Origin of the sequence: Saltatorellus ferox (assembly GCA_007751475.1) — a bacterium.
Lineage (GTDB): Bacteria > Planctomycetota > UBA1135 > UBA1135.
In genome coordinates, this window is sequence record CP036434.1 from 7,003,751 (window position 1) to 7,023,830 (window position 20,080).

General features: G+C 67.0%; 15 protein-coding genes. 7 read left to right on the forward strand and 8 right to left on the reverse strand.

Translation table 11 applies throughout. The features are described 5' to 3' along the window. Positions 1-95: 95 nt before the first annotated feature. From Poly30_RS25350 to Poly30_RS25360, 3 genes are all read right to left on the reverse strand, one after another. Entirely contained in the window at positions 96-3,779 is a 3,684-nt protein-coding gene (locus Poly30_RS25350; protein ID WP_145204333.1) for a sulfatase, read from the reverse strand. Positions 3,780-3,793: 14 nt separating this feature from the next. Beyond that, complete coding sequence (gene rffA, locus Poly30_RS25355; protein ID WP_145204336.1) at positions 3,794-4,942, reverse strand: dTDP-4-amino-4,6-dideoxygalactose transaminase; 1,149 nt, start codon at positions 4,940-4,942, stop codon at positions 3,794-3,796. Positions 4,943-5,016: 74 nt separating this feature from the next. After that, positions 5,017-6,747 carry a sialate O-acetylesterase family protein gene (locus tag Poly30_RS25360; protein WP_419190661.1) on the reverse strand — a complete coding sequence of 577 codons (1,731 nt, stop codon included), beginning with the start codon at positions 6,745-6,747 and terminating at the stop codon, positions 5,017-5,019. A 245-nt stretch (positions 6,748-6,992) separates the two neighbouring features. Here Poly30_RS25360 and Poly30_RS25365 point away from each other — a divergent pair, with 245 nt between their 5' ends. Next, a complete protein-coding gene (locus tag Poly30_RS25365) occupies positions 6,993-8,543 on the forward strand; it encodes an AbgT family transporter (protein ID WP_145204342.1) in 1,551 nt (516 codons plus the stop codon). Positions 8,544-8,709: 166 nt separating this feature from the next. Here Poly30_RS25365 and Poly30_RS25370 read toward each other — a convergent pair whose 3' ends face one another. Genes Poly30_RS25370 through Poly30_RS25380 form a run of 3 tightly spaced genes read right to left on the reverse strand, consistent with a single transcriptional unit; the run spans position 8,710 to position 11,221 of the window. Then, positions 8,710-9,789, reverse strand: coding sequence for a succinylglutamate desuccinylase/aspartoacylase family protein (locus tag Poly30_RS25370; protein ID WP_419190662.1), 1,080 nt, complete (start codon positions 9,787-9,789; stop codon positions 8,710-8,712). Further along, on the reverse strand, positions 9,755-10,675 hold the full coding sequence (rimK, locus tag Poly30_RS25375) for a 30S ribosomal protein S6--L-glutamate ligase (RefSeq protein WP_145204345.1): 921 nt from the start codon (positions 10,673-10,675) through the stop codon (positions 9,755-9,757). The genes Poly30_RS25370 and rimK overlap by 35 nt, the downstream gene beginning before the upstream one ends. A 6-nt stretch (positions 10,676-10,681) precedes the next feature. After that, positions 10,682-11,221 (reverse strand): ATP-dependent zinc protease family protein, encoded by a 540-nt coding sequence (locus Poly30_RS25380; protein ID WP_145204349.1) that lies wholly within the window; start codon positions 11,219-11,221, stop codon positions 10,682-10,684. Between the two features lie 73 nt (positions 11,222-11,294). On the opposite strand from Poly30_RS25380, the gene Poly30_RS25385 reads away from it, so the two are divergent. Together Poly30_RS25385 and Poly30_RS25390 are read left to right on the forward strand one after the other, a co-directional pair. Beyond that, positions 11,295-11,522: a hypothetical protein gene (locus tag Poly30_RS25385; RefSeq protein ID WP_145204353.1), complete on the forward strand. Its 228-nt coding sequence runs from the start codon at positions 11,295-11,297 to the stop codon at positions 11,520-11,522. A gap of 35 nt (positions 11,523-11,557) precedes the next feature. Then, positions 11,558-12,883: an arylsulfotransferase family protein gene (locus Poly30_RS25390; protein ID WP_145204356.1), complete on the forward strand. Its 1,326-nt coding sequence runs from the start codon at positions 11,558-11,560 to the stop codon at positions 12,881-12,883. A 102-nt stretch (positions 12,884-12,985) separates the two neighbouring features. Here the strand turns inward: Poly30_RS25390 and Poly30_RS25395 are convergent, their stop codons facing one another. Beyond that, complete coding sequence (locus Poly30_RS25395; protein ID WP_419190663.1) at positions 12,986-14,038, reverse strand: toxin-antitoxin system YwqK family antitoxin; 1,053 nt, start codon at positions 14,036-14,038, stop codon at positions 12,986-12,988. Positions 14,039-14,186: 148 nt separating this feature from the next. Beyond that, positions 14,187-15,827: a S1C family serine protease gene (locus Poly30_RS25400; protein WP_145204362.1), complete on the reverse strand. Its 1,641-nt coding sequence runs from the start codon at positions 15,825-15,827 to the stop codon at positions 14,187-14,189. 119 nt (positions 15,828-15,946) lie between these two features. Between Poly30_RS25400 and Poly30_RS25405 the strand changes: the two genes are divergently transcribed. The 4 genes from Poly30_RS25405 (at position 15,947) to Poly30_RS25420 (ending at position 20,062) form a co-directional block, all read left to right on the forward strand. Next, positions 15,947-17,395, forward strand: coding sequence for an MATE family efflux transporter (locus Poly30_RS25405; RefSeq protein WP_145204365.1), 1,449 nt, complete (start codon positions 15,947-15,949; stop codon positions 17,393-17,395). Between the two features lie 15 nt (positions 17,396-17,410). Continuing rightward, positions 17,411-18,391, forward strand: a complete 981-nt coding sequence (locus Poly30_RS25410; protein WP_145204368.1) for a cupin domain-containing protein — start codon at positions 17,411-17,413, stop codon at positions 18,389-18,391. A gap of 178 nt (positions 18,392-18,569) precedes the next feature. Then, positions 18,570-18,854 (forward strand): helix-turn-helix domain-containing protein, encoded by a 285-nt coding sequence (locus Poly30_RS25415; protein ID WP_145204371.1) that lies wholly within the window; start codon positions 18,570-18,572, stop codon positions 18,852-18,854. Continuing rightward, entirely contained in the window at positions 18,851-20,062 is a 1,212-nt protein-coding gene (locus Poly30_RS25420) for a type II toxin-antitoxin system HipA family toxin (protein ID WP_145204374.1), read from the forward strand. Before Poly30_RS25415 ends, Poly30_RS25420 begins: the two co-directional genes overlap by 4 nt. The last annotated feature ends 18 nt before the right edge of the window (positions 20,063-20,080 follow it).

Sequence of the window (20,080 nt, forward strand, 5' to 3'; positions counted from 1 at the left end):
AGAATGGCTCGGGCCCCTGGCGCATCCGCGTTAGCGGATGCGTCAGGAACGTCGAACGATGAGCAAGATGGAATTCTGCTCAGGCTGTGAGCGGTCTATCGGCCGCCGTAGCCCATGCCGCGCAGCTGCCGGTCGAGTTCAGGATCCATCTCGCCTGCCGCTTCCGTACCGGGCACGCCCGTCGGCATGGGTCCCATGACTCGGCCGAGCGCGCCGCGCACTTCCGCTTCGCGATCCCCGCCTCCGATCTGGGCGCTGAGATTCTCCTCCTCCAGCTCGTCCCTCTTCAGGTCATAGACAAAGGCCAGGTCGCCGGGCGCCCCGCCTTGGTCGATGAAGATCCACTTGATGCCGTCCTCGATCATCGCGACGTAGCAGGTCTTCGCGGGGAGCGTCTGGAACACGAAGAGCGGACGCTGTGGACCCACGGGGGACAGGAGGTCCGTGCCACGCCAGGCTGAAACGGGCTCGATGCCGGCCAGGCTCGCCAATGTCCGCGGCAGGTCGATCAACGACGCGGGGCGATCGTCCGCCCCGGAGGCGATCCAGGGAGCGGAGATGAGAAGCGGAATCCGGCCCTGCTCCTCCCAAACTCCGTTCCCGTGGGAGACGACTCCGTGGAGACCGAAAGCCTCGCCGTGGTCGCTCGTGAACACGATCGCGGCCTCCGGGAAACGCGGCTGTGCCCGAAGCACTTCGAGCACCCGACCGAACCCCTCCGAGGTGTCGGCCGCGGCGCCGCGGTAGCTGGGGACCATGGACCCGACGACGGCGTCGAATTCCTCGCCGACCATGGGTTCCCCGTGCTCCGCGACGCGAAGGAGCTCGAGGAACCGGCTGCGCCAGGGCTTCGAGGTGAAGACCTCATCGGGTTGAAAGGCAAGGCCCGCCCCCAGCCGCTCCCGGGTGGCTTCGCTGACGGTCCAGCTGTGCGCACGGTAGCTCTGGACGAAGAGGAACAGCGGACGATCGTCAGCGGGACGCTCCAGTGCTTCCTCCACGGCCGCCACGGTCAGGTCGAAGTCCGGCGCGGTCATGTTCCCGGTCGTCACGAAGGACTCGAATCCCTGGTCCATTCCGAAGTGGCTGCTCACGTACCCGGCGTCCGTGACGGCGGCGGTCCGGTAGCCAGCGGCGGCAAATGCTTCCGCGAGCGTTTCCAGCTCGGGTCTCACTCGGGAACGCGCATCGGTGACGCCGATCTCCCTGGGATAGCGCCCGGTGAAAAGCGACGCGTGCGCCGGGAGCGTCCACGTGGCGGGCGTCCGTGCGTGGCGAAAAACGCGTGAGTCGCGCGCGAGTTCGTCGAGCTCGGGGCAGAGGGGCAGGCCGCGGATCTGGAGACCCAGGTTGTCTGCGCGAAAGGTATCCGCCATCAAGAGGTACACGTCCGGACGATGGGGAGCCGCCGGCGCTTCTCGCTCGGGCGCGCAGCCCATCAGTCCCGACGCGAAGATCGCGGCGAGAAGCGCTCCTGGGACTTGGCCTCCAAGGGCACGCATCCCGACCAAGGGGCGGAGGGTCCAGGCGAGACCGGCAAGGAGAAACATCAGCTGCGACAGCACGATCCAGGGACTCCAGGGGCGGAACTCCAGCGAAAACTCGGTCTCACCGACCGGCAGAATGACGCCCTGGTAGAGGCCATTCACTCGCACGGTTTTGAGTTCGCTCAGAGAACCGCTCGCGCGCCAGTGCCGGTGGTACTGCTGACTCAGGAAGACGAGCTGCGGCCCGGGACGGGCCGGAACGGCGAGGCGCAGTGCGTCCGTCTTCTCGCCGAGGACCCGAAGGAGTCCAGCACTCCCCTCGACGGACTCCAGTGGAAGCCGCCAATCCCCTTCGCTCTCCTCGACGCAGCTCGCGAGCGGAACCGAGAAGCGCGGCGAAATCCTGCGTACGGGCTCCGAGACGAGGACCTCGCCGATCCTCCGAACGGGGGTGGCGAGGGACGGGTCCAGCGGCTCCCCGGAGAGCACGGTGCCGAGCCCCGCGAGAGCCAGTCGAGCGTCGTTGAGGTCTTCGGGCTGCGCCAGCCGGGTGAAGCGTCGCACGTACGGAATTCGTTCCCGCTCGGGGCGGAAGGGCTCGACGAGCGCGTGGAACTCCCTGGACGGGAGGTGGTCGTAGGTCTGCAGCCCCCGCGTCTTCAGAAGGGCGTCGACGTTGGGCGGCATCCACCGCGCGCGAAGGGGCCGATTCGCCACCCAGACGTAGCGGGATCCGTCCCGGGTGCGCTCTTGAAGCAAGCGGCTCAACTCGGATTCGGTATGCACCGCCGCTCGGTCCTTCCAGGCGACCAGGCGCTGGGCGTGATACATGCCCCCAGGAAGGATGAGCGCCAGGACGACCAGCCAGCCGATCACTCCTGTGCGCTGAACGGGGAGGAGAAGGAACAGGCAGAGCACGAGCGCTGGAACCGCGGCAGCCATGACCATCGCTCTAGCGATGGGAAGGCCGTAGGCGGGCCCCGCGATCAGATGACCCACCACCCCGGCTGCGAGCGTGGCCACGACGATCAGAAGCTGTCGACGACGATCCTTCCTCGAACCACGGGTCAAGACATCGTGGAGTCCCAGGGCCAGAAGGTACGTGACCGGCAAGAAGATCGTGAGCACGGGCGGCCAGCCGGACATGCCCAGCCCCAGGAAGCGAAGCCAGCCGTGGACGCCAGCGTGGCCCGTGGCAGCGGCCATGAAGAGCACCCAGGCGAACCAGTACCATGCGCCGATCCCGCCTCCCGGCGCGCCGCCCCGAACGGTTCCGAGAATCATCAACGAGAACACAGTAGCTCCGATACTGAACGCATCCAGACCGGGCGCGCCGCCAGCCAGCACGGCAAAGATCGAGGGCCAGACTCGCCCTTCGAAAACGGGATCGAATCCGTAGGTGGCGCTGAGCCGCGTGGAGGCGCTCAGCTCCACGAAAAGGTCGATATAAACCGGCAGCACGGAGAGCACGCCGAGGCCAGCGGCCAGCACGATGCCGCCGAGGAGGCGTCCTCGATCCGTTGGCCCCGATCCTTCTGGTGAAACCGGCCCTGATTCCGTCGCCCCGAGGACACGCAGGAGCACCCAGCCTCCGACCATCCAGCCGAGCCCCAACGTGTGCTCCAGGAAACCCGTGAGCAGAATCCCATGGACCGCGAACGCCACGGCCACGAGGCTGAAGTAGCTGCGGCGCTGACACCAGATCTCCGTCGCGAAGAGCGCCCCAAAGGCCCACGCGAAACCCCACTGGACCAGCGGGATCATGGGCCACGTCGGATAGAGCGGACCGATCGAGAGCGCCAGCGCCGCCCCCAGACAAGCGGCCGGATGCAGGCGGCGGGCCATGAGGTAACCGTAGGCGAAGAGCCCGGAGAGAATGACGCTCAGCGAGGCCATCCAGGAGTAGTGGACGAAAGGATCCGAGGTGAACAGGGCGACTGCGCGCGCGAGGAGAAACGCGGGGCCGAAGCCAACGTGAAAGAGCGGACGGCCGAGTCCGTTGTGGGGAGTCCAGGTAGCGAGCCACCCGACTCGATTGGGATCCAGGTGGACCGCTGTCTCCGGCACGTAGAGGGCAGCGACGTCGAGATACCACCAGCTCAAGCCTTCCAGACTATCAGCCCCCACGCCCGCTTCTGGCGCCCCGGTGTGCGGCAGGAGCACTTCGCCGCGAACCACGCGAGGGCCGAAGTACAGCGCAAAGCACGCGAGCAGCAACACGAGGCCACGGAACGCCAGCGCGCCTGACCACCCTGGGCCTCCCATGCCCTCCGTCTTCTCGTCGCTCGTCATGGCGCTGGAACGAGCTACGCCTCCACCGTGTCGAAGAATTCGCCCACGGCTCGTAGGACGCGGGGGAGCAGAGGCTCGATTCCGAGCCACAGCGGCAAGCGAAGGAGCCGAGCGGCGATGTCCTCCGTGACGGTCAACTCTCCCGCTTCCCGACCGTAGCGCCTTCCCGCTGGAGAAGTGTGAAGGGGAACGTAGTGAAAGACCGCACCGATCCCCTTCCTGCGCAGAAACTCGATGATCCTCGTTCGCGCTTCCGCATTGGACAGAAGCACGTGGTAGATGTGAGCGTTGTGCCCGCTACCCTCCGGTACGCATGGCCGACGCAGCCAGCCTCTCTGCTCCAGCCCTTCCAGTTCGCGATGGTAGGTCTGCCAGATGGCCAGGCGCCGCTCCGTGATGAGATCCGCCTCCTCCATCTGGGCGCTCAGGAAGGCGGCCGGGATCTCGCCGGGCAGATACGACGAACCCTGATCGATCCAGGTGTACTGATCCACGGCCCCCCGGCAGAAATCGGAGCGGTTCGTCCCCTTCTGCCAGATGATTTCCGCCCGTGCGGCCAAACGCTCATCGTTGATCGCGAGCGCTCCGCCCTGTCCGGAGGAGAGGTTCTTGGTCTCGTGAAAGGAGAACGCGGCAAGGTCCCCGATACTCCCGAGCGAACGCCCCTCGTCCGTCGCCAGGATCGAATGCGCCGCGTCTTCCACGACGAAAATCCCGCGCTCGCGCGCAATGGCTTGGTAGGGAGTCAGATCGCATCCGACGCCCGCGTAGTGAACGGGAACGATCACCTTCGTGCGCTCGCTGATCGCTTCCACGACGAGCTCTCCGTCCAGGTTGAGCGTATCCGGTCGAATGTCCACGAAGACCGGCGTCGCGCCCCGCGCCACGAACGCATTGGCGGTGGAGACGAAGGTGAACGACGGGAGAATGACCTCATCCCCCGCCTGCACCTCGCAAAGTGTCGCCGCCATCTCGAGCGCGGCGGTGCAGGAGTGGGTCAGCAGAGCCTTGTAGCACCCGATTCGCTCTTCGAGCCAGGCCTGACAGCGCCGGGTGAACGGACCGTTGCCAGCGAGCTGTCCGTTGCGATGGGCCTCGGCCACGTACGACAGCTCGCGCCCGGTGACGTAGGGTCGATTGAAGGGAATCTCGCGGGCTGACATCGCTCCCTCAAGCTACAGGAAGCCCAGAAGCTCGGGGGGGGTTGGCGGTGGTGAACACGCCATCGTGAGTGCCCCTACTTCTTCTGGCCATCCCGCTGCGAGCCCTCACTGGCCTCCAGCACCGCGCGGGCTTCCGCGATCTTTCGGCGCTCGTCCTCCTGGCGAAGCGCCTGGCGGACTTGATTCTGCTGGGCTCGCGTGAGTCGATCGACGATTTCCTCTTTCAGCACGCCCAGCGGCACCGTGCCCATGTCCCAGTCATCGCTGCGCTGGGTGGCGACGGGAAGGTCCTTGTTCGCCGTGCGCTGGAGGTTCCCCAGCGGGTTTCTACCCCAGGCGTAGCGGTAATGGGTCGGCTCGGAAACGAGCGGGCTCGAGAGGCGGAGCTGCTTGCGGTCGTACTGCGGCTGGCCGCGATCGTTCTCCCCCACCTGCACGTGCGAAGCCCGCGCTGGCTGGAAGCGGCGGTCTTCCCCGGCGATCGCGAAGCCCAGGATCTCGCCGTCCTCGGGGTCGTTGACCTCGACGTCGAATCGAAGGATGAGTCCGCCGTCCGTGGCCTCGTAGCCGAGCAGCTTCGGCGGCTCCCACAAGAGCTGATCACCGAAGCCATATTGCGTCGAGAGCGCCCAGCGCGCCAGGCGCTCTCCGGCGGGCAGCTTCACCTGGGGGTGGTACCAGCGGCGGCGCAGGTCGTAGCTGCTCGCGAATCCGATGTTCTCGTCGCCGCGCTCGCGCATCTGCAGGAACGTCCGATAGTGCTCGGCCCGAATGTGAATGCCCGCGTTCAGCATCTTCTCCAGGTAGTCATCGAGCGTCTGCGGGTAGCCATCCGTGCAGAGCGAGAGGATGCCGAAGGGGAGGTCAGGATCGCCGAAGGCAGCGCGCCACTCGTCGATCATCTTCGGGAACACCTCGCGGTAGAGCCGCACCCCGCGCATGCCGTCGAGGGAGTTGTTGTAGCCCTGGTGGAAGATCGCGCCCTTCACCGAGAGACCGAGCAGCGGCCCGAGCATCCCCGCATAGCCGTTGCCCGGATAGTTCATGTCCGCCAGCGGATTCGGCCGATCTCCAGGCTCGGCGCTCCACGCCGCCACCTTCGCATCCCACTCCTCGAGCTTCTGCTGGAGCGCCGCGTTCTCCATGCCCCGCAGCGTCTCGAGCGGAACCCAGGACTCGACCGCCGTGCCACCGCGGGAGGCATCGATCACGCCGATCGGCACGCCGCTCCCCATGTGAACACGCCGCGCAAACGCGTAGCCGACCGCCGAGAGCTCGGCCACGACCTCGGGAGAGCAGACGTCCCAGTCGCCCTTTCGAAAGTGCCGGCCGAACCAGTCGCTCCACTCGTGAAGTCGCTCGAAGCTCTCGTGGCGCTCCGGCCCGACGTTGTACGGCACGGTCAGGATGCGAATCAGCGGGTAGTGCGCCGTCGCGATCTCCAGCGCGCCGTTCTCCACCTTGGCGACCTCGAACTCCATGTTGCTCTGGCCGCCGAGCACCCAGACGTCGCCGACCAGCACGTTGTCGAGGGTCAGCGTTTCCGTGGCGCCTCGCACCATCAACTGCCTGGCCTCCGCCGACGCCGGCATCCCGGGCAACGCGGCCGCCCAGCGACGATCCTCGCCTGCGGTCGCCGTCGAAGACGCGTCCCCGAACGTGACCTTCACCTCTTCGGTAGGAGCCGCCCAACCCCAGACCACGAGCGGCTTATCGCGCTGGATCACCATGTTCGACTGGAACACCTGGCTGACGCAGAGCCCCTCGGCGATGGCGGGCGCATCGACCACGTCTTCCCTCGGCATCTGGCCCAGCGCCGCTGGGCTCGCGATGATCGAAAGGGCGCACGCGGCCACTCGCAGCGACCTCGAGATGGCCCCGCGGAGAGGTAGGGAGCAAGTAGACGTTCGGATGTGATTCATGGGTAGTCCCCTCGGTGACGTACGGGCGTGGATTCGATGGACTCCAGAGTATGGCCGACCGCGCTCGTAAGAACCTGCCAGCGATTCCGCTCCGCCCGATCGTCAGCTCACCGTTACCGTACAGGCAGATGAGTACCCCCACCGCCCAAACCACGAGGCGTGGCCTCTTCGACCGGTTCCTCGACGGCGTCGAGAAAACGGGCAACCGGCTACCCCATCCCGTCACGCTGTTCCTGATTTTCATCGGCCTCGTGATGGTGGCTTCGGCGATCGCGGCGGCCATGGGCATCGATGCCGTTCACCCGGGGACAGGCGACCGAATCGTCGCGCAGAACCTCTTCTCCGGCGATCTGATCCAGAGGCTCCTCGTGGAAATGCCGAAGACCTTTGCGGCGTTCCCTCCGCTCGGTCAGGTCCTCGCCGTCATGCTCGGGATCGGCGTCGCTGACAAGACGGGGCTGATCGCGGCGGCCCTCAGGGCGTTCATGGGAGCCATCCCCGGCTCGCTGCTGACGGCGGCGCTCATCTTCGCCGGGATCATGAGCAGCCTCGCCGTCGACGCGGGATTCGTGGTGGTGATTCCGCTGGGCGCCGTGCTCTTCGCTGGCGCGGGCCGCCATCCGCTGGTCGGCCTCGCAGCGGCCTTCGCTGGCGTGTCGGGCGGGTTCTCCTCCAACCTGCTGCTCACGGGACTCGACCCGCTGCTCGGGGCCTTCAGCACGCCAGCAGCGCAGCTCATCGATCCCGACTACGAGGTCGCCCCCACCGCCAACTACTACCTGATGGTCGCGCTGGTGCCGGTGTTCGTTCTCGTGGGTACCTGGATCACCGAGCGCATCGTCGAGCCCCGAATGGGGGTCTGGCAGCCAGAGGCTTCAGAGCAAGCCACGGCCTCCGCCGAAGAACCGCACGAATCGACGGAGGTGGAGCGGCGGGGCTTGCGCTGGGCGGCAGCCGTCCTCGTCGTCACGCTCCTCGGGATGGCCCTCCTGGTGGTCCCCGCGGGCGCACCGCTCCGCGGCCCGGACGGCGGCCTGGGCCCGTTCTTCCACAGCATCGTCTCGCTGATGATGTTCGTGTTCCTGCTCCCCGGCCTCGCCTTCGGCATCGCCACGAAGAAGATCCGCCGCGACAGCGACGCGGTCGCGATGACCGCCGAGACGATGAGCGACCTCGGCATCTACATCGTGCTCGCGTTCGTGGCCGCGCACTTCATCGCGCTGTTCACGTGGTCCAACCTGGGCACGATCGTCGCCATTCGAGGCGCCGAGGGCCTCACGGCCATCGGCTTCACGGGCCTGCCGCTCCTCGTCGCCTTCGTCCTCGTTTCCGGCACGGTGAACCTCATCATCGGCAGCGCGTCCGCGAAGTGGGCCATCCTGGCGCCCATCTTCGTTCCGATGCTGATGCTCGTCGGCATCTCCCCGGAGCTGACCCAGGGCGCCTATCGCATCGGTGATTCGTTCACCAACATGATCACGCCGCTCATGCCCTACTTCCCCCTCGTGATCGTCTTCGGCCAGAAGTACGTGAAGGATCTCGGGATCGGGACCCTGATCGGCGCGATGCTGCCGTATTCGATCGCCTTCGGCCTCGCCAGCACCCTCCTCTTGGTTGCATGGGTGGTACTGGGCCTCCCGCTCGGTCCCGGGATCCCGCTGGAGTACGTGGTGCGCTGACGCCATCACCGGTCACAGCCCCAGCCGTCGCCAACCTTCCCGCGTGCGTGTACGGGGCTCCGATCTCCAGCTTCCTGGGGTCTGCCGAGGAAGGAAGTGGCGTGACAGAGGCGGAGGGCGCCCCTGGGGGCTGATGCTGCTGGCGCCGGGACCGGCGCCGGGGCCGCTACGATTCTTCGCCCCGGTCCGAATCCCCAAAGGCCACGTGGCCGTGTCGTCCGATCTCGGCCACGTGGACCAGCGCGTCCCCCTGGAACACCAGCGGGTTCGTCACGTGGCCGATCACGACGCCATCGCAAGGGCTCTTCACCAGCGTTCGCTTGCCGTCGTAGGGCGTCGTCACGAAACCGAGGGTCTGACCCCGTTCCACCGACGCGCCGAGTTCCTGCTGGGAGTGGTAGAGACCACTTCGCAGGGCACGAACCCAACGACTGGCGTGGGCGATGACGGTGGGGCGATCCGGCTCCGGAGCCTCCGTGATCATCTCCAGCTTCTGCAGCACCCGAAGAATTCCGGAGACGCCGCGCTCGATCGCATCGTTGCCGAACCGCAGGGGCTCGCCCGCTTCGTAGAGGAGCACGCGCGCGCCGCGCCTCCGCGCCACCTTCCGCAAGGAACCGTCGCGAAGGCTCGCCGCCAGCGTCACCGGCGCCGCAAAAGCATGGGCGAGTTCGAGCGTGAGCGGGTCCGCCACGTCGGCCCGCACCTGCGGCAGATTCGTCCGCGCGTCCGAGCCCGTGTGGAGGTCGATGCCGAGGGTGCAACGCTCCACGATCTCCGTCACGAAGATATGGGCGAGGCGCGTTGCCAGCGACCCGCGCGCGCTCCCCGGGAAGGAGCGGTTCAGGTCGCGACGGTCAGGGAGGTAGCGGGACTGGTTCAAGAAGCCGAAGACGTTGACGATGGGCACCGCGATCAGGGTGCCCGACATCTCTTTGGCGTCCAGGGCGAGGAGAACGCGCCTGATCACCTCGACCCCGTTCAGCTCATCCCCATGGATGGCAGCATTCGTCCAGATCGTCGGTCCAGGGTTCACCCCGTGGATGACGCAGACCGGCAGGGAGGCGACGGCGTCCGTCTGAAGGCGCGCGATCGGAAGCTCGAAGCGCAGCCGCTTGCCCGCCTGGATCGTCTCGCCAGCCATCTCAAAGGGCGGCCGTTCCGGCTCCTTGATCTTTGCCTTCGACTTGCTGCGCGCCGGAACGTTCGTCTCAGCCTTCGACTTTTCGCTTCTTTCCTTCGGCATCTCGCTTCTCCAGCTCGGCGTGTCGTTTCTCGAGGTGAGCGATGATCTTGGCAGCCACGTCGACACCGGTCGATTCTTCGATGCCCTCGAGGCCCGGCGACGAGTTGACCTCCATGATCAGCGGACCGTGGTTCGAACGCAGCATGTCCACGCCGGCCACGCGCAGCCCCAGCGCCTTGGCGGCTCGCTTCGCACACTCGCGCTCCTCGGGCGTCAGCTTGATCCGGACGGCGTTACCACCCCGATGCAGGTTCGACCGGAACTCGCCAGGCGGCCCCTGCCGCAGCATCGAAGCGACCACCCGGTCCCCGACGACGAACGCTCGAATGTCCGCACCGCCCGCTTCCTTGATGAACTCCTGAACGAGAATGTTCGCGTCGAGGTTGCGGAACGCCGAGATGACGGATTCGGCGGCTTTCTCCGTTTCGGCCAGCACGACGCCGACGCCCTGGGTGCCCTCGAGGAGCTTCACCACGAGCGGCGCCCCCCCGACCATGTCGATCACGCCCTGGATGTCCTTCGGCGAGTGAGCGAACCCCGTCACCGGCATCCCGATCCCCTCCCGCGAGAGGATCTGAAGCGAGCGCAGCTTGTCGCGGGAACGACTGATCGCGACCGACGAGTTCGCCGAAAGCACGTTCATCATCTCGAACTGCCTCACCACAGCCGTGCCGTAGAAGGTGTTCGAGGCTCCGATGCGTGGGATGATCACATCGCAGTCGAGCTCCAGGTCCTGATAGATCACCCGCGGCCTGTGCGACGCGATGTTCATCACGCAGCGCAGGTAGTCCACGACCTTCACCTCGTGCCCGCGCGCTCTCGCAGCTTGGACGAGGCGGGCGGTCGAGTAGAGAGAGGACTTCCGGGATAGGATTCCGATTTTCATGAAGGGTCAGGGACGTAAGCGCCGGGGCGCTTTCTTCTTTTTCTTGGAGACGAGTGCCTGATCGAGGAACGAGCGACCTGAGTCCACGAGGAAACGGCCACGAATCGCCTCGCGGCCGAGGAGCATGCGAAAACTCATGTCGTTTCGCTCGGTCAGCGTCAGCTCGATGGGCCATTCGATCCCGTGGAGCCGCGCGAGGGTGCGAATGAAGTAGCGTTCTTCGATCGCACCATTGGAGCTGCGGACCGTCCGCACGTCCAAAAGTTCGGCCGAGCAGCTCAGGCCGGGCCCGTCGCCGCGCTGGCGCGGGTGCGTGAAGAAGGCCACCCGATCGCGGCCCTCGGCGCGCCGCCGCTCGATGCCGAAAGCGTGGATCGCGGAAGAGCGAGCGCCCGTGTCTACCTTGGCCTTGACCTTGGGGATCCCGAGCCCCGGGAGAGCCAGCCACTCGCGCCACCCGATGAGCGGCAAATGGGATCGAACGCGGGGCGACGTGCGTCGCGCCTCGGGGTTCGTCGGGTCTGGATCTTGGGGATCGTCTGCCATGGTGAAGGCGGGGATGGGTGAGTTTGCAGCAAAATGGGCACGCAGAACGGCGAGGTTGGCCGATGATCAGACCGTGAAGAAGACCGGATTGGACCGATTCGCTACCTCAGGGCTGGTACGGCTTTCGGCCGTGGTCGGCTGGTTCATCATCTCTACCATCGCGTTCTTCAGTCGCTATGAACGGATGACGCCGCTTCTGGCGACCATGATGGCGAGCTTGATCGTGCTCGTCGCCTCCCTGGGCCTTTCTTGGGCCGCATTTCCGAGTCTCCGGCGGCTGGAGCGCCGCAAACGGGTGTGAGCCGGTCCGAAGGTACGCTCGCGGCGACAGGCTCCATGGCTCCTATCGCTCTGCCGATCACCCTGCTGGTGGCTCTGCTAGGAGTCCAGGTAGCTGGCTGCAACGGTCGCAAGGCAGAGAGCGAGCCCACCGGGAAGAACCGACCCGGCGCCTATGCGGTCCGCTCGGACGGGCGCGGCTGGGCCGTCAGCGATGACGGCCTCTTCGGTCATCGCCGGGGAGCCGGCGCGCCTTCCGCGCCGCTGGGCAAGGGCCTCGGCTACGCCCAGGGCTCCGAGGCGGCCCCGACGAACACCGGAATCCTCGTCCGAAAGCCCGACCGCATGGCCCCGGGTCTGAATCTCATGCACTCGGGCGATGCCGCCGAAGCGGTGCTGATGGACTCGACCGGCAAGGTCGAACACCGCTGGGCGCTCGCCTACGAGAAGCTGCCGGAAGCGCCGCCGCTCGCGACCTCGTTCCAGATCCCCTGGCGACGCGTCCACCTGCGCAGCGACGGCTCTCTCCTCGCGATGCACTCGGACGCCGCGCTCGTCTCCATCGACCGCCGATCCAGGCTCCAGTGGGTCCTCTACGACCGAGTCCATCACGACCTGGACGTCGTCGAAACGGACGCTGGACCGATGATCTATGCCCTCGCGCGGCGGGAGCGCGTCGTGCCGCCGGTGAACCCGGACGAGCCGGTCGTCGACGATCTGATCCTTCTGATCGATGCGACCGGTAAGAAGACGCGCACCGTGTCGCTCTGGGACGCGTTCATCGCCTCCGAATGGGCGCCCCTGCTCACGAGACTGAACGTTCGCGTCGGCGACGTGATGCATGCCAACTCGCTCGACGTCCTCGACGAGAAGGAGGCGGCCGCCTTCGAGAGCGAGGAGGTGAAGGCAGGCGACGTCCTCGTCTGCATGCGCGATCTCGATATCGTCGGCGTCATCGACGTGGACGCAGAGAAGCTGGTCTGGATGACCCAGGGACCGTCCCCGTCGATCTGGCGCGGAGCCCATGACCCGAGCATCACCGCGTCGGGCGAGATGCTGATCTTCGACAATCTCGGCGGCGTCGGAGGGCACTCGCGGCTCCTGGCCCTCGAGCCCGGTGCGAAGCGAGCGAACTGGACCTGGTCAGGAACGCCCGCGGAGTCGTTCAGCAGCGTGTTCTGCGGTACGGCCCACGAACTTCCGGGCGGAAACATCCTGGTGGCCGAGTCCTGCCACGGACGCGCGATCGAAATCGACCGGGCCACAGGGGACATCGTCTGGGAGTTCGTCAGCGATCGTCTGGCGGGCGAAGAGGACGAACTGGTGGCCGCGCTGTTCGAGATCGAGCGGATCCCGCGGCCCGATTGGCTTGCCTCGGACTGAAAGCCTGAGCATCGATGGCCCAGGCTCGACACGCATCCGCGTCAGCGGATGCGTCAGGGCCATCGAACGAGGAGCGAGATGAACCCTGGCTCGGGCTGCGAGCTATTCGGCGGGGCGCCAGGCCCATTCCGTCGGTTCTCGGTGGTAGTGCCCTTCCGCGAGCAGCTCGGTGCGATCGCTCCACATCCGATGCACGCCGACAGGCTCGCCCGCCTCGAACGTACCGTCGTAGACCTTGACGTCTCCCTTGAAGAACGCGGTCCGCTTGCCGGACGGCGCGCCGTCCACGTACTCCTGCTCCCAGGTCTTGTTGCCGTCCACGTCGAAGCCCGCGTGGATGCCCTGGGACTTGCCGGCGACGTAGAGACCAACCTGCCTCGTCTTTCCGTTCGGGTGATAGTGCGTGACGACGCCGTCGAGGATCCCGTTCGCGTAGCTACCGGTCCAGACGAGCGCCCCCGCTTCGTCCCAAAGGCTGCGGAGTCCGCTGAAGACGCCGCGATTGTAGACTGCTTCCTCCAGGAGTGATCCCGAGGGAGCGTAGAGCCGGTGCATCCCCATCTCTTCGCCGTCGACGAAGCGTCCTTCGCTCTTGATCTGCTGGCTCGGGTAGTAGGCGATGTGTTTCCCCACCGGCTTGCCCTCGACGAACGAGCCCTCTTCCGCGATCTCACCCGTGGCGTGCCAGCGGATCCACTGGCCGTCGATCTTGCCGTCCTTGAACTCGGTGCGAGCCTTGGACGTGCCGTCCGGGTACCACCAGAGCCAGGAGCCCGTACGGTCTCCTTCCTTGAAGCGTCCGCGCCACATGGGTCGGCCGCCCGGGTAGTAGGCCGCCCACTCGCCGGTGCGGCCCTGGATCGGAATCTGCGTGTGCGTGGACTCGAAGTCGGCGTCGCGCAGGACCGTTCCTTCCTCGAAGGCGCCCTCCGCCTGAACTTGGCCGTCGTCGTACCAGAACTTCCAGCTCCCGTGCATGCGCTCGGCGCCGCTCTCGTGGATGATCGTCTTGCCCTGGCAGCGCAGGGAGCCGGTGGCATAGTGCTGCTCCACCACGTCGGAACTGGCGCCGCAGGCGGTGAAGAGCGTGATCATGCCGAGGGCAACGAGCGACGTGCGAACGCCGCGGGCCAACCCGGGGGAGATGGGTCGCATTTGGGGGAAGAAAGGCACCATGGGAAGTCTGCCGTCGGCATTCGGCCCGGTCGAACGTTCGTTCGATCCCGAGATCGTGGCACGAGGGCTCGAAAGCGGGGGTCTCGGTCCCAAAACGGTCCAGGGCTCCCGCCGGGGAACGCCGGCCTCAGCGCTTCGCACTCCCCGGGCGCTCCGGGCGCGCGACAAGGATCGAAACCTCTTCCCCGCGCCGCCAGACCCCGAGCTGAAGCGGCTCGCCTGGCTCGAGGGAGGCGATCGCGCGATCGATGTCGGTCGCAGACGTCACGGGATCGCCGCCCGCCCGGACGATGATATCGCGTAGGAGAAAAGCGTTGCCACCCGACGGATGAACCAGCCGAGAGACGCCCCGAAGGTCCGCCTCGGCCGCGGCGCTCGCTGGATCGATGTCGACGATCACCAGTCCCGAATCAGGGAGCGACGGGTCCCTGGGAAGCGGCTGCCCCGGCAAGGACAGCGGCGACCCGTTCGGCAGCCGCGATTCCTGGATCAGCTTCGACGCTGTCTCACGGAAGTCCCGGCTGTCTTCGGCTCCTGCGACCGTGAAGCCGAACTCGTGGTACCAGCCAGGCCCTCGCATGATGAGCGCGGGCACGACCTCCTGGAGCCTGTCGATGGGCAGCGCGAAGCCAACGCCGGGCGCTCTCTCCGAGTCCAGATGAATCGCCGCGTTCATCCCTATGACGCGGGCCTGGTCGTCGATCAGCGCTCCGCCCGAGGAACCAGGATGGATCGGCGCATCGGTCTGGATCGTGCCGTGGAGCACGCGGGCAATGGTCGACTGAATGCTGCGGTTGAGGCCGCTGATCGAGCCTGTCGAGAGCGAGTGCCCGAGACCGTACGGACACGCCACGCTGAACACGCTCATCCCCACGACGAGATCGCTGGAGCTCCCGACCCGGATGGGCACGAGCTGCTCGGGAGAGGCGGCGATCTGAAGCACCGCGATGTCCGTGTTGTCGTCGACGCCGATCAGCCGGGCCACCCACTGGCTTCCATCGCTGAGCGTGACGTCCGCTCCGTTCACGTTCTCGACGACGTGGCGCGACGTCACGATATGACCGCGGGTATCCCACACGAGTCCGGACCCCGTACCTGCGACCGACCTGAGGTCGATCGGACCCTCCGTTCGTTCGGTGCGGAGATTGAGGGTCCTGACGTGCGCGACCGACGCCCGTGCGTCCTCGAAGATCCGCTGGGCGAGCGTGGGCTCGGACGGCACACGCTCGACCACGGGTCTCGGGGCGAAACGGTCGAGATCGCCGTCGGAGTGGCGGGGCGCGAACGGGATGTCCGCGCGCGAGGGAGGTTCCGGGGACAGGTAGCCAAGGCCGGTCGAGGCCACGGACGCGCCCTGGCCCTGGCCCTGAGAAGTCAGCCCATCGGCGCGGCCAGGAGACGAGCCAGGAGGAGATCCAGCGGGGAAACCAGCGCCGATCGAGGCGATCGGGTCGAACTCCGAATCCGAATGAATCCGCGGCTCGGCGGTCCCTGTCGACGACGGGTCCGTTCCGCCCACGGGCGGGTTCAGCGCCGGATCGCCCGAGGCGTCGAGGCTTGCTCGCGCGGGGCTGGGTTCGGCGGTACGAAGTCCGAAACGTTCTGGCATGACCATGACCGCGATCGCCAGCGCGGTCGCGGCCGCCCCGAGGGTGCCGAAGAACACCATCAGCGCCTCTCGGCCGCTGCTGGACGACCTTCCCGGCTCGTTGACCGGCTGGATGACCGGCGACTGTGCGCGCGGTGCGATGGGCTGGTTGGGGCTCACGGTGGGCGATACGGGGCGTCGCCCGGCCTGTGAGTATCGACCCGAAGGGTCACGCGCTGAGGGGTATTCCCGGGCTCGACGGCACCGCCGCCAGTGCGCGGTCGTATCTTGCCCGCGCGATGGCGAGGAGCAGAGAGGAGACCCGGGCGCTGGAAGCGGCGCTATCGCCCCGGAAGCGAGAGATCCGCGTGCTCACTCGGCTGGCCATGCCGATCCTCGTCACGAACGTCTTCTGGATGCTCGTGAGCCTCGTGGACATCCTGATGCTCGGCCGCTGGTCGAGCGATGCCGTGGCGGCGGCGCTCTTGGCCGGCGTCTGGGTCCATCTGACGCAGATGCTCGGGATGGGGCTCGTGATGGGGATCGACCCGCTCGTGACCCAGGGCTATGGCGCCCGCGACCGCGAAATGCTCGGGCGGGCGCTCCAGCGCGGGATCATCGTCGCGCTGATCGCGGCCGTGCCGATCGTCGGGCTGCGGTTCCTGACCGCGGAGTTCCTGGAGGCTACCCGGGCCTTCGCGGGCTGGGTGCGGGGGCTCGGGCAGGAGTTCGCGCCCTCGGTCGCTTCCGGGCTCGACGAGGCGATCGGCTCGTCGAAGCTCGATGCGCCCGCAGAACGGTACGCGCTGGCCCAGACCTTCGCGACGCCGTTCTTCATGGTGTACATCGCCTGCCGCCAGCAGCTCCAGGGCCGCGGGATCCTGCGGCCTGCGCTCATCGTGGCCGCGGTCGCGAACCTGGTCAATCTGGTGGCGAACTGGGTGCTCATCTACGAGCTGGAGTGGGGCATCACGGGCGCGGGCGTGGCGACCGGCTTCACGCGCATCTTCATGTGCCTGACGCTCATCTGGGTGATCCATCAGAAGCGGCTACTGAGGGGCGCCTGGGTGCCCTGGGACCGGGAGTCTTTCCGCCTGAAGGAGATCCTTCACATCCTGCGGATCGGGATCCCCGTGGGCCTGCACTTCGCGTTCGAGATCGGCGCATTCGGAGCGACGACGCTGCTCGCGGGGCTCCTCGGCGTGACGGCGACGGTGGCCCACGGTGTCGCCATCAACCTCGCGAGCATGACGTTCATGATCCCGCTGGGCATCGGGCTGGCGGCGACGACGCGGATCGGCAACCTGATCGGCGAGCGGCGGCACGGGGATGCCCAGACGAGCGCGGGCGTGGCGCTCTGGATGGGCGGTCTCTCGATGGCGGCGATGGGCGTGGTGCTCTACCTCGGACGCGAGTATCTGCCGAGCAAGTACGTCCCCGATGACCTGGACGCAATTCGCCTCGCGGCGCTCATCCTCCCGATCGCAGCGGCGTTTCAGGTGTTCGATGGCGTCCAGGTCGTGGGCTCGGGCATCCTCCGCGGCATGGGGAAGACGGTGCCCGCGGCGGTCTTCAACTTCATCGCCTGGTGGATCATCGCGCTGCCCACCGCGTGCTACTTCGTGCTCCTGCGGGACGGCGGGCTGCGGGAAGTGTGGTGGTCCCTGTGCCTCGGGCTCGGCGTCGTGGCGGTGATGGCGGCGGCCTGGGTGAAGTGGCGCGGCCCGGCGAGCCTGGCCGACCGTTGAGGCTATGCTGGCGGTATGGGACTCCTTCTCGTCCGCCGCCACCGATACGCGATGCTGGCCATGGCCCTCATCGCTTCAGGATGCGCCTCCGACCCGAACGGGGTCGAGACCGCGGAAGCGCCCGGTCGTCCAACGGCCCGGGCCGTGATACTCTCGGAGAGTTCGGTGCTCTCGGAGCGTTTGGACGCCTTCGAGGACCTGCGCGCGGAGTTCGCCGCCAGGAACCCCGGCTACGGCCTCGCCTGGAACCCGAAGCTCGAGCTGGATTCAGCGGACGAAGCGACGCGGGTTCACTTCGTCCAAGGCGGTGCGTGCGCTGCCACCGTCACCTCGACCGAGGAACGTTCCAGCGATCTCCGAGTGGGCGACATCGTCGTTCTGCGGGCGGGTGAATCGCTTCGCTGCGACGCCCCCATCGCGTCGCTCCGCTTCGAGATCCCGACGCCGCCACCGGACGCCGTGCCCACGTTCGTGCGCCCGGACTTCGATCCCCTGATCACGGACAAGCCCGGCGGCTGCGCCGAGGAAGAGGACGCGTATCGGCGGATCCTGCTCACGTGGCAGGGGAAGGTCGGGCCGTACCTCTACCACGCGATCAACGCCCATCGCGTCCGGATCCTCGACTCGTTCACGCACTACCATCCGGCGGAGGGCGGCTTCGACGAGTTCTATCTCGTGCAGGAAGCGCCGGAGGGCGCGGAGCTGATCGTGTCCGAGCACCTGGACGCGATCCAGGGCATCGCGGCCGTGACGCGAGACGACATCCCGGAGCTCTTGCGTCGTATTCCGCTCTCTGCCGGCGACCTCGTCTACCTCCCGCGCACGGTCGTTCACAGGGGGCTCGGGGGCGCGGTGGTCCAGGTGATCACGGTCCCTGGTTTCATCCCCGGCGCGGAGATCGGCGTCGACGCGGAGCTCGCGCGACTGAATCAGAGACTCGGCCTCGTGGCGCCCGAGGCCCTGCCGGTCCATGGGACGCCGGCGGCTCCGCGCTGATCGCGGCGCCCCAGGGGCGCTCTTCGGCCTCCGGAACGCGCTTGAACTGTCTGGAGATGCACGATCGTGCACTTCCTGGCAATGGGCGACGTCCCAGGCCGCCACCGATGGCCAAACATGCATGATCGTGCATTTTTGCAGCATCCATCCACCCGGCCGCGCCGATACTCCTCGTGATATGCACGATCATGCGTTCTACAGATCCCTCAGCACCGCACTCCGCGAGCGTCGTGCCGCACTCGACCTGAATCAGGTCGACGTGGCTGAACTCGCGGGCTGCTCCACCCGCTTCGTCCATGCGGCGGAAGCCGGGAAGACCACCTTGCGCCTCGACAAGCTGATATCGATCCTCGATGTCCTGGGCCTCGATCTGGCGGTTCGCGTGTCCAGTGGTGGTACCGGGGGCTCGACGGGTCGCCACGACGGTCCCTCCCAGGGACCTGCGGAGGAACCGCGATCGTGACGCTCCCCGACTACCTGGCTGTCCGAAAGGCGTCCGTCTGGAAAGCAGGCCAGCTTGCGGGGTCCTTGGACCGGCAGGGTGACGGCACGATTTCGTTCTCGTACTTGCCCGACTATGCAGGTGACCCGGTCGCCACGTCCCTGCCACTCGGAGCAGAACCGGTGCGAACGGCAGGTGGAGCGCTGCCTCCGTTCTTCGCCGGTCTCTTGCCCGAGGGCCGCAGGCTTTCTGCGCTGCGCGCCGCCGTCAAGACCTCGCTCGATGACGAGCTCTCCCTGCTGCTCGCCGTGGGAGAGGACGCGATCGGCGACGTTCAGGTGCTCCCCTCAGCCGATGCGGCCGGCCCTGGCACGGCATCGGCGGGTCCCACGCTGGAGCTCGCTCCGCACGAAGTCTCGTTCGCCGAGCTGTTCGAGCGCGCGGTGGGTTCAGGACTGGAAGATCGAGCCGCTCTACCTGGCGTGCAGGACAAGATCTCGGGTCGGATGATCACGCTTCCGGTGGCCGATCGCGATGCGGCCTGGATCCTGAAGCTGAACCCTCCGGAGTTCCCATCTCTCGTGCAGAACGAGGCGTTCTTCCTGAAGGCGGCGCGAGATTCAGGACTCGATGTAGCCGAGGCCAGGTTGATCCACGACCGTGACGAGCAGCCGGGTTTGCTGGTCCGCCGCTTCGACCGCGTGGCTCTACCCGATGGGAGCTTCCAAAGAGTCGCGCAAGAAGATGCGTGCCAGGTTCTGGGCCGCTACCCGGCCGACAAGTACCGGATGAGCAGCGAAGACGTGATGCGAGCGTTGGCTCGTCCGACGTCCGCCCCCGTCGTCGCCGCGCGAGCCTTGCTCCAGCAGCTCGCGTTCGCTTACCTGAGCTGCAATGGCGATGCTCACGGCAAGAACTTCTCGATCCTGAAGGTGCGAGGCGAGTGGCGCGTCTCTCCGGCCTACGACCTGCCGAGTTCCTATCCCTACGGCGATCTGACGATGGCTCTCCCCATCGGCAGAAAGCGCCGTGAGGACATCGGCCGCGCGGACTTCCTCGAGCTGGGAGCCGCCTGCGGCGTGCCAGGAAAGGCGTGCGAGCGCGTCCTCGATCGGCTGCTCAAGGCGGCGCCGAACTGGATCGATCGCCTGGAAGAGCTGCCGTTCTCGCTACAGATCCAGCGAAAGCTCGCGAGGGCGTGCCGGTATCGAGCGGATCGCCTCGCTTGAACGATGCACATCACCCCG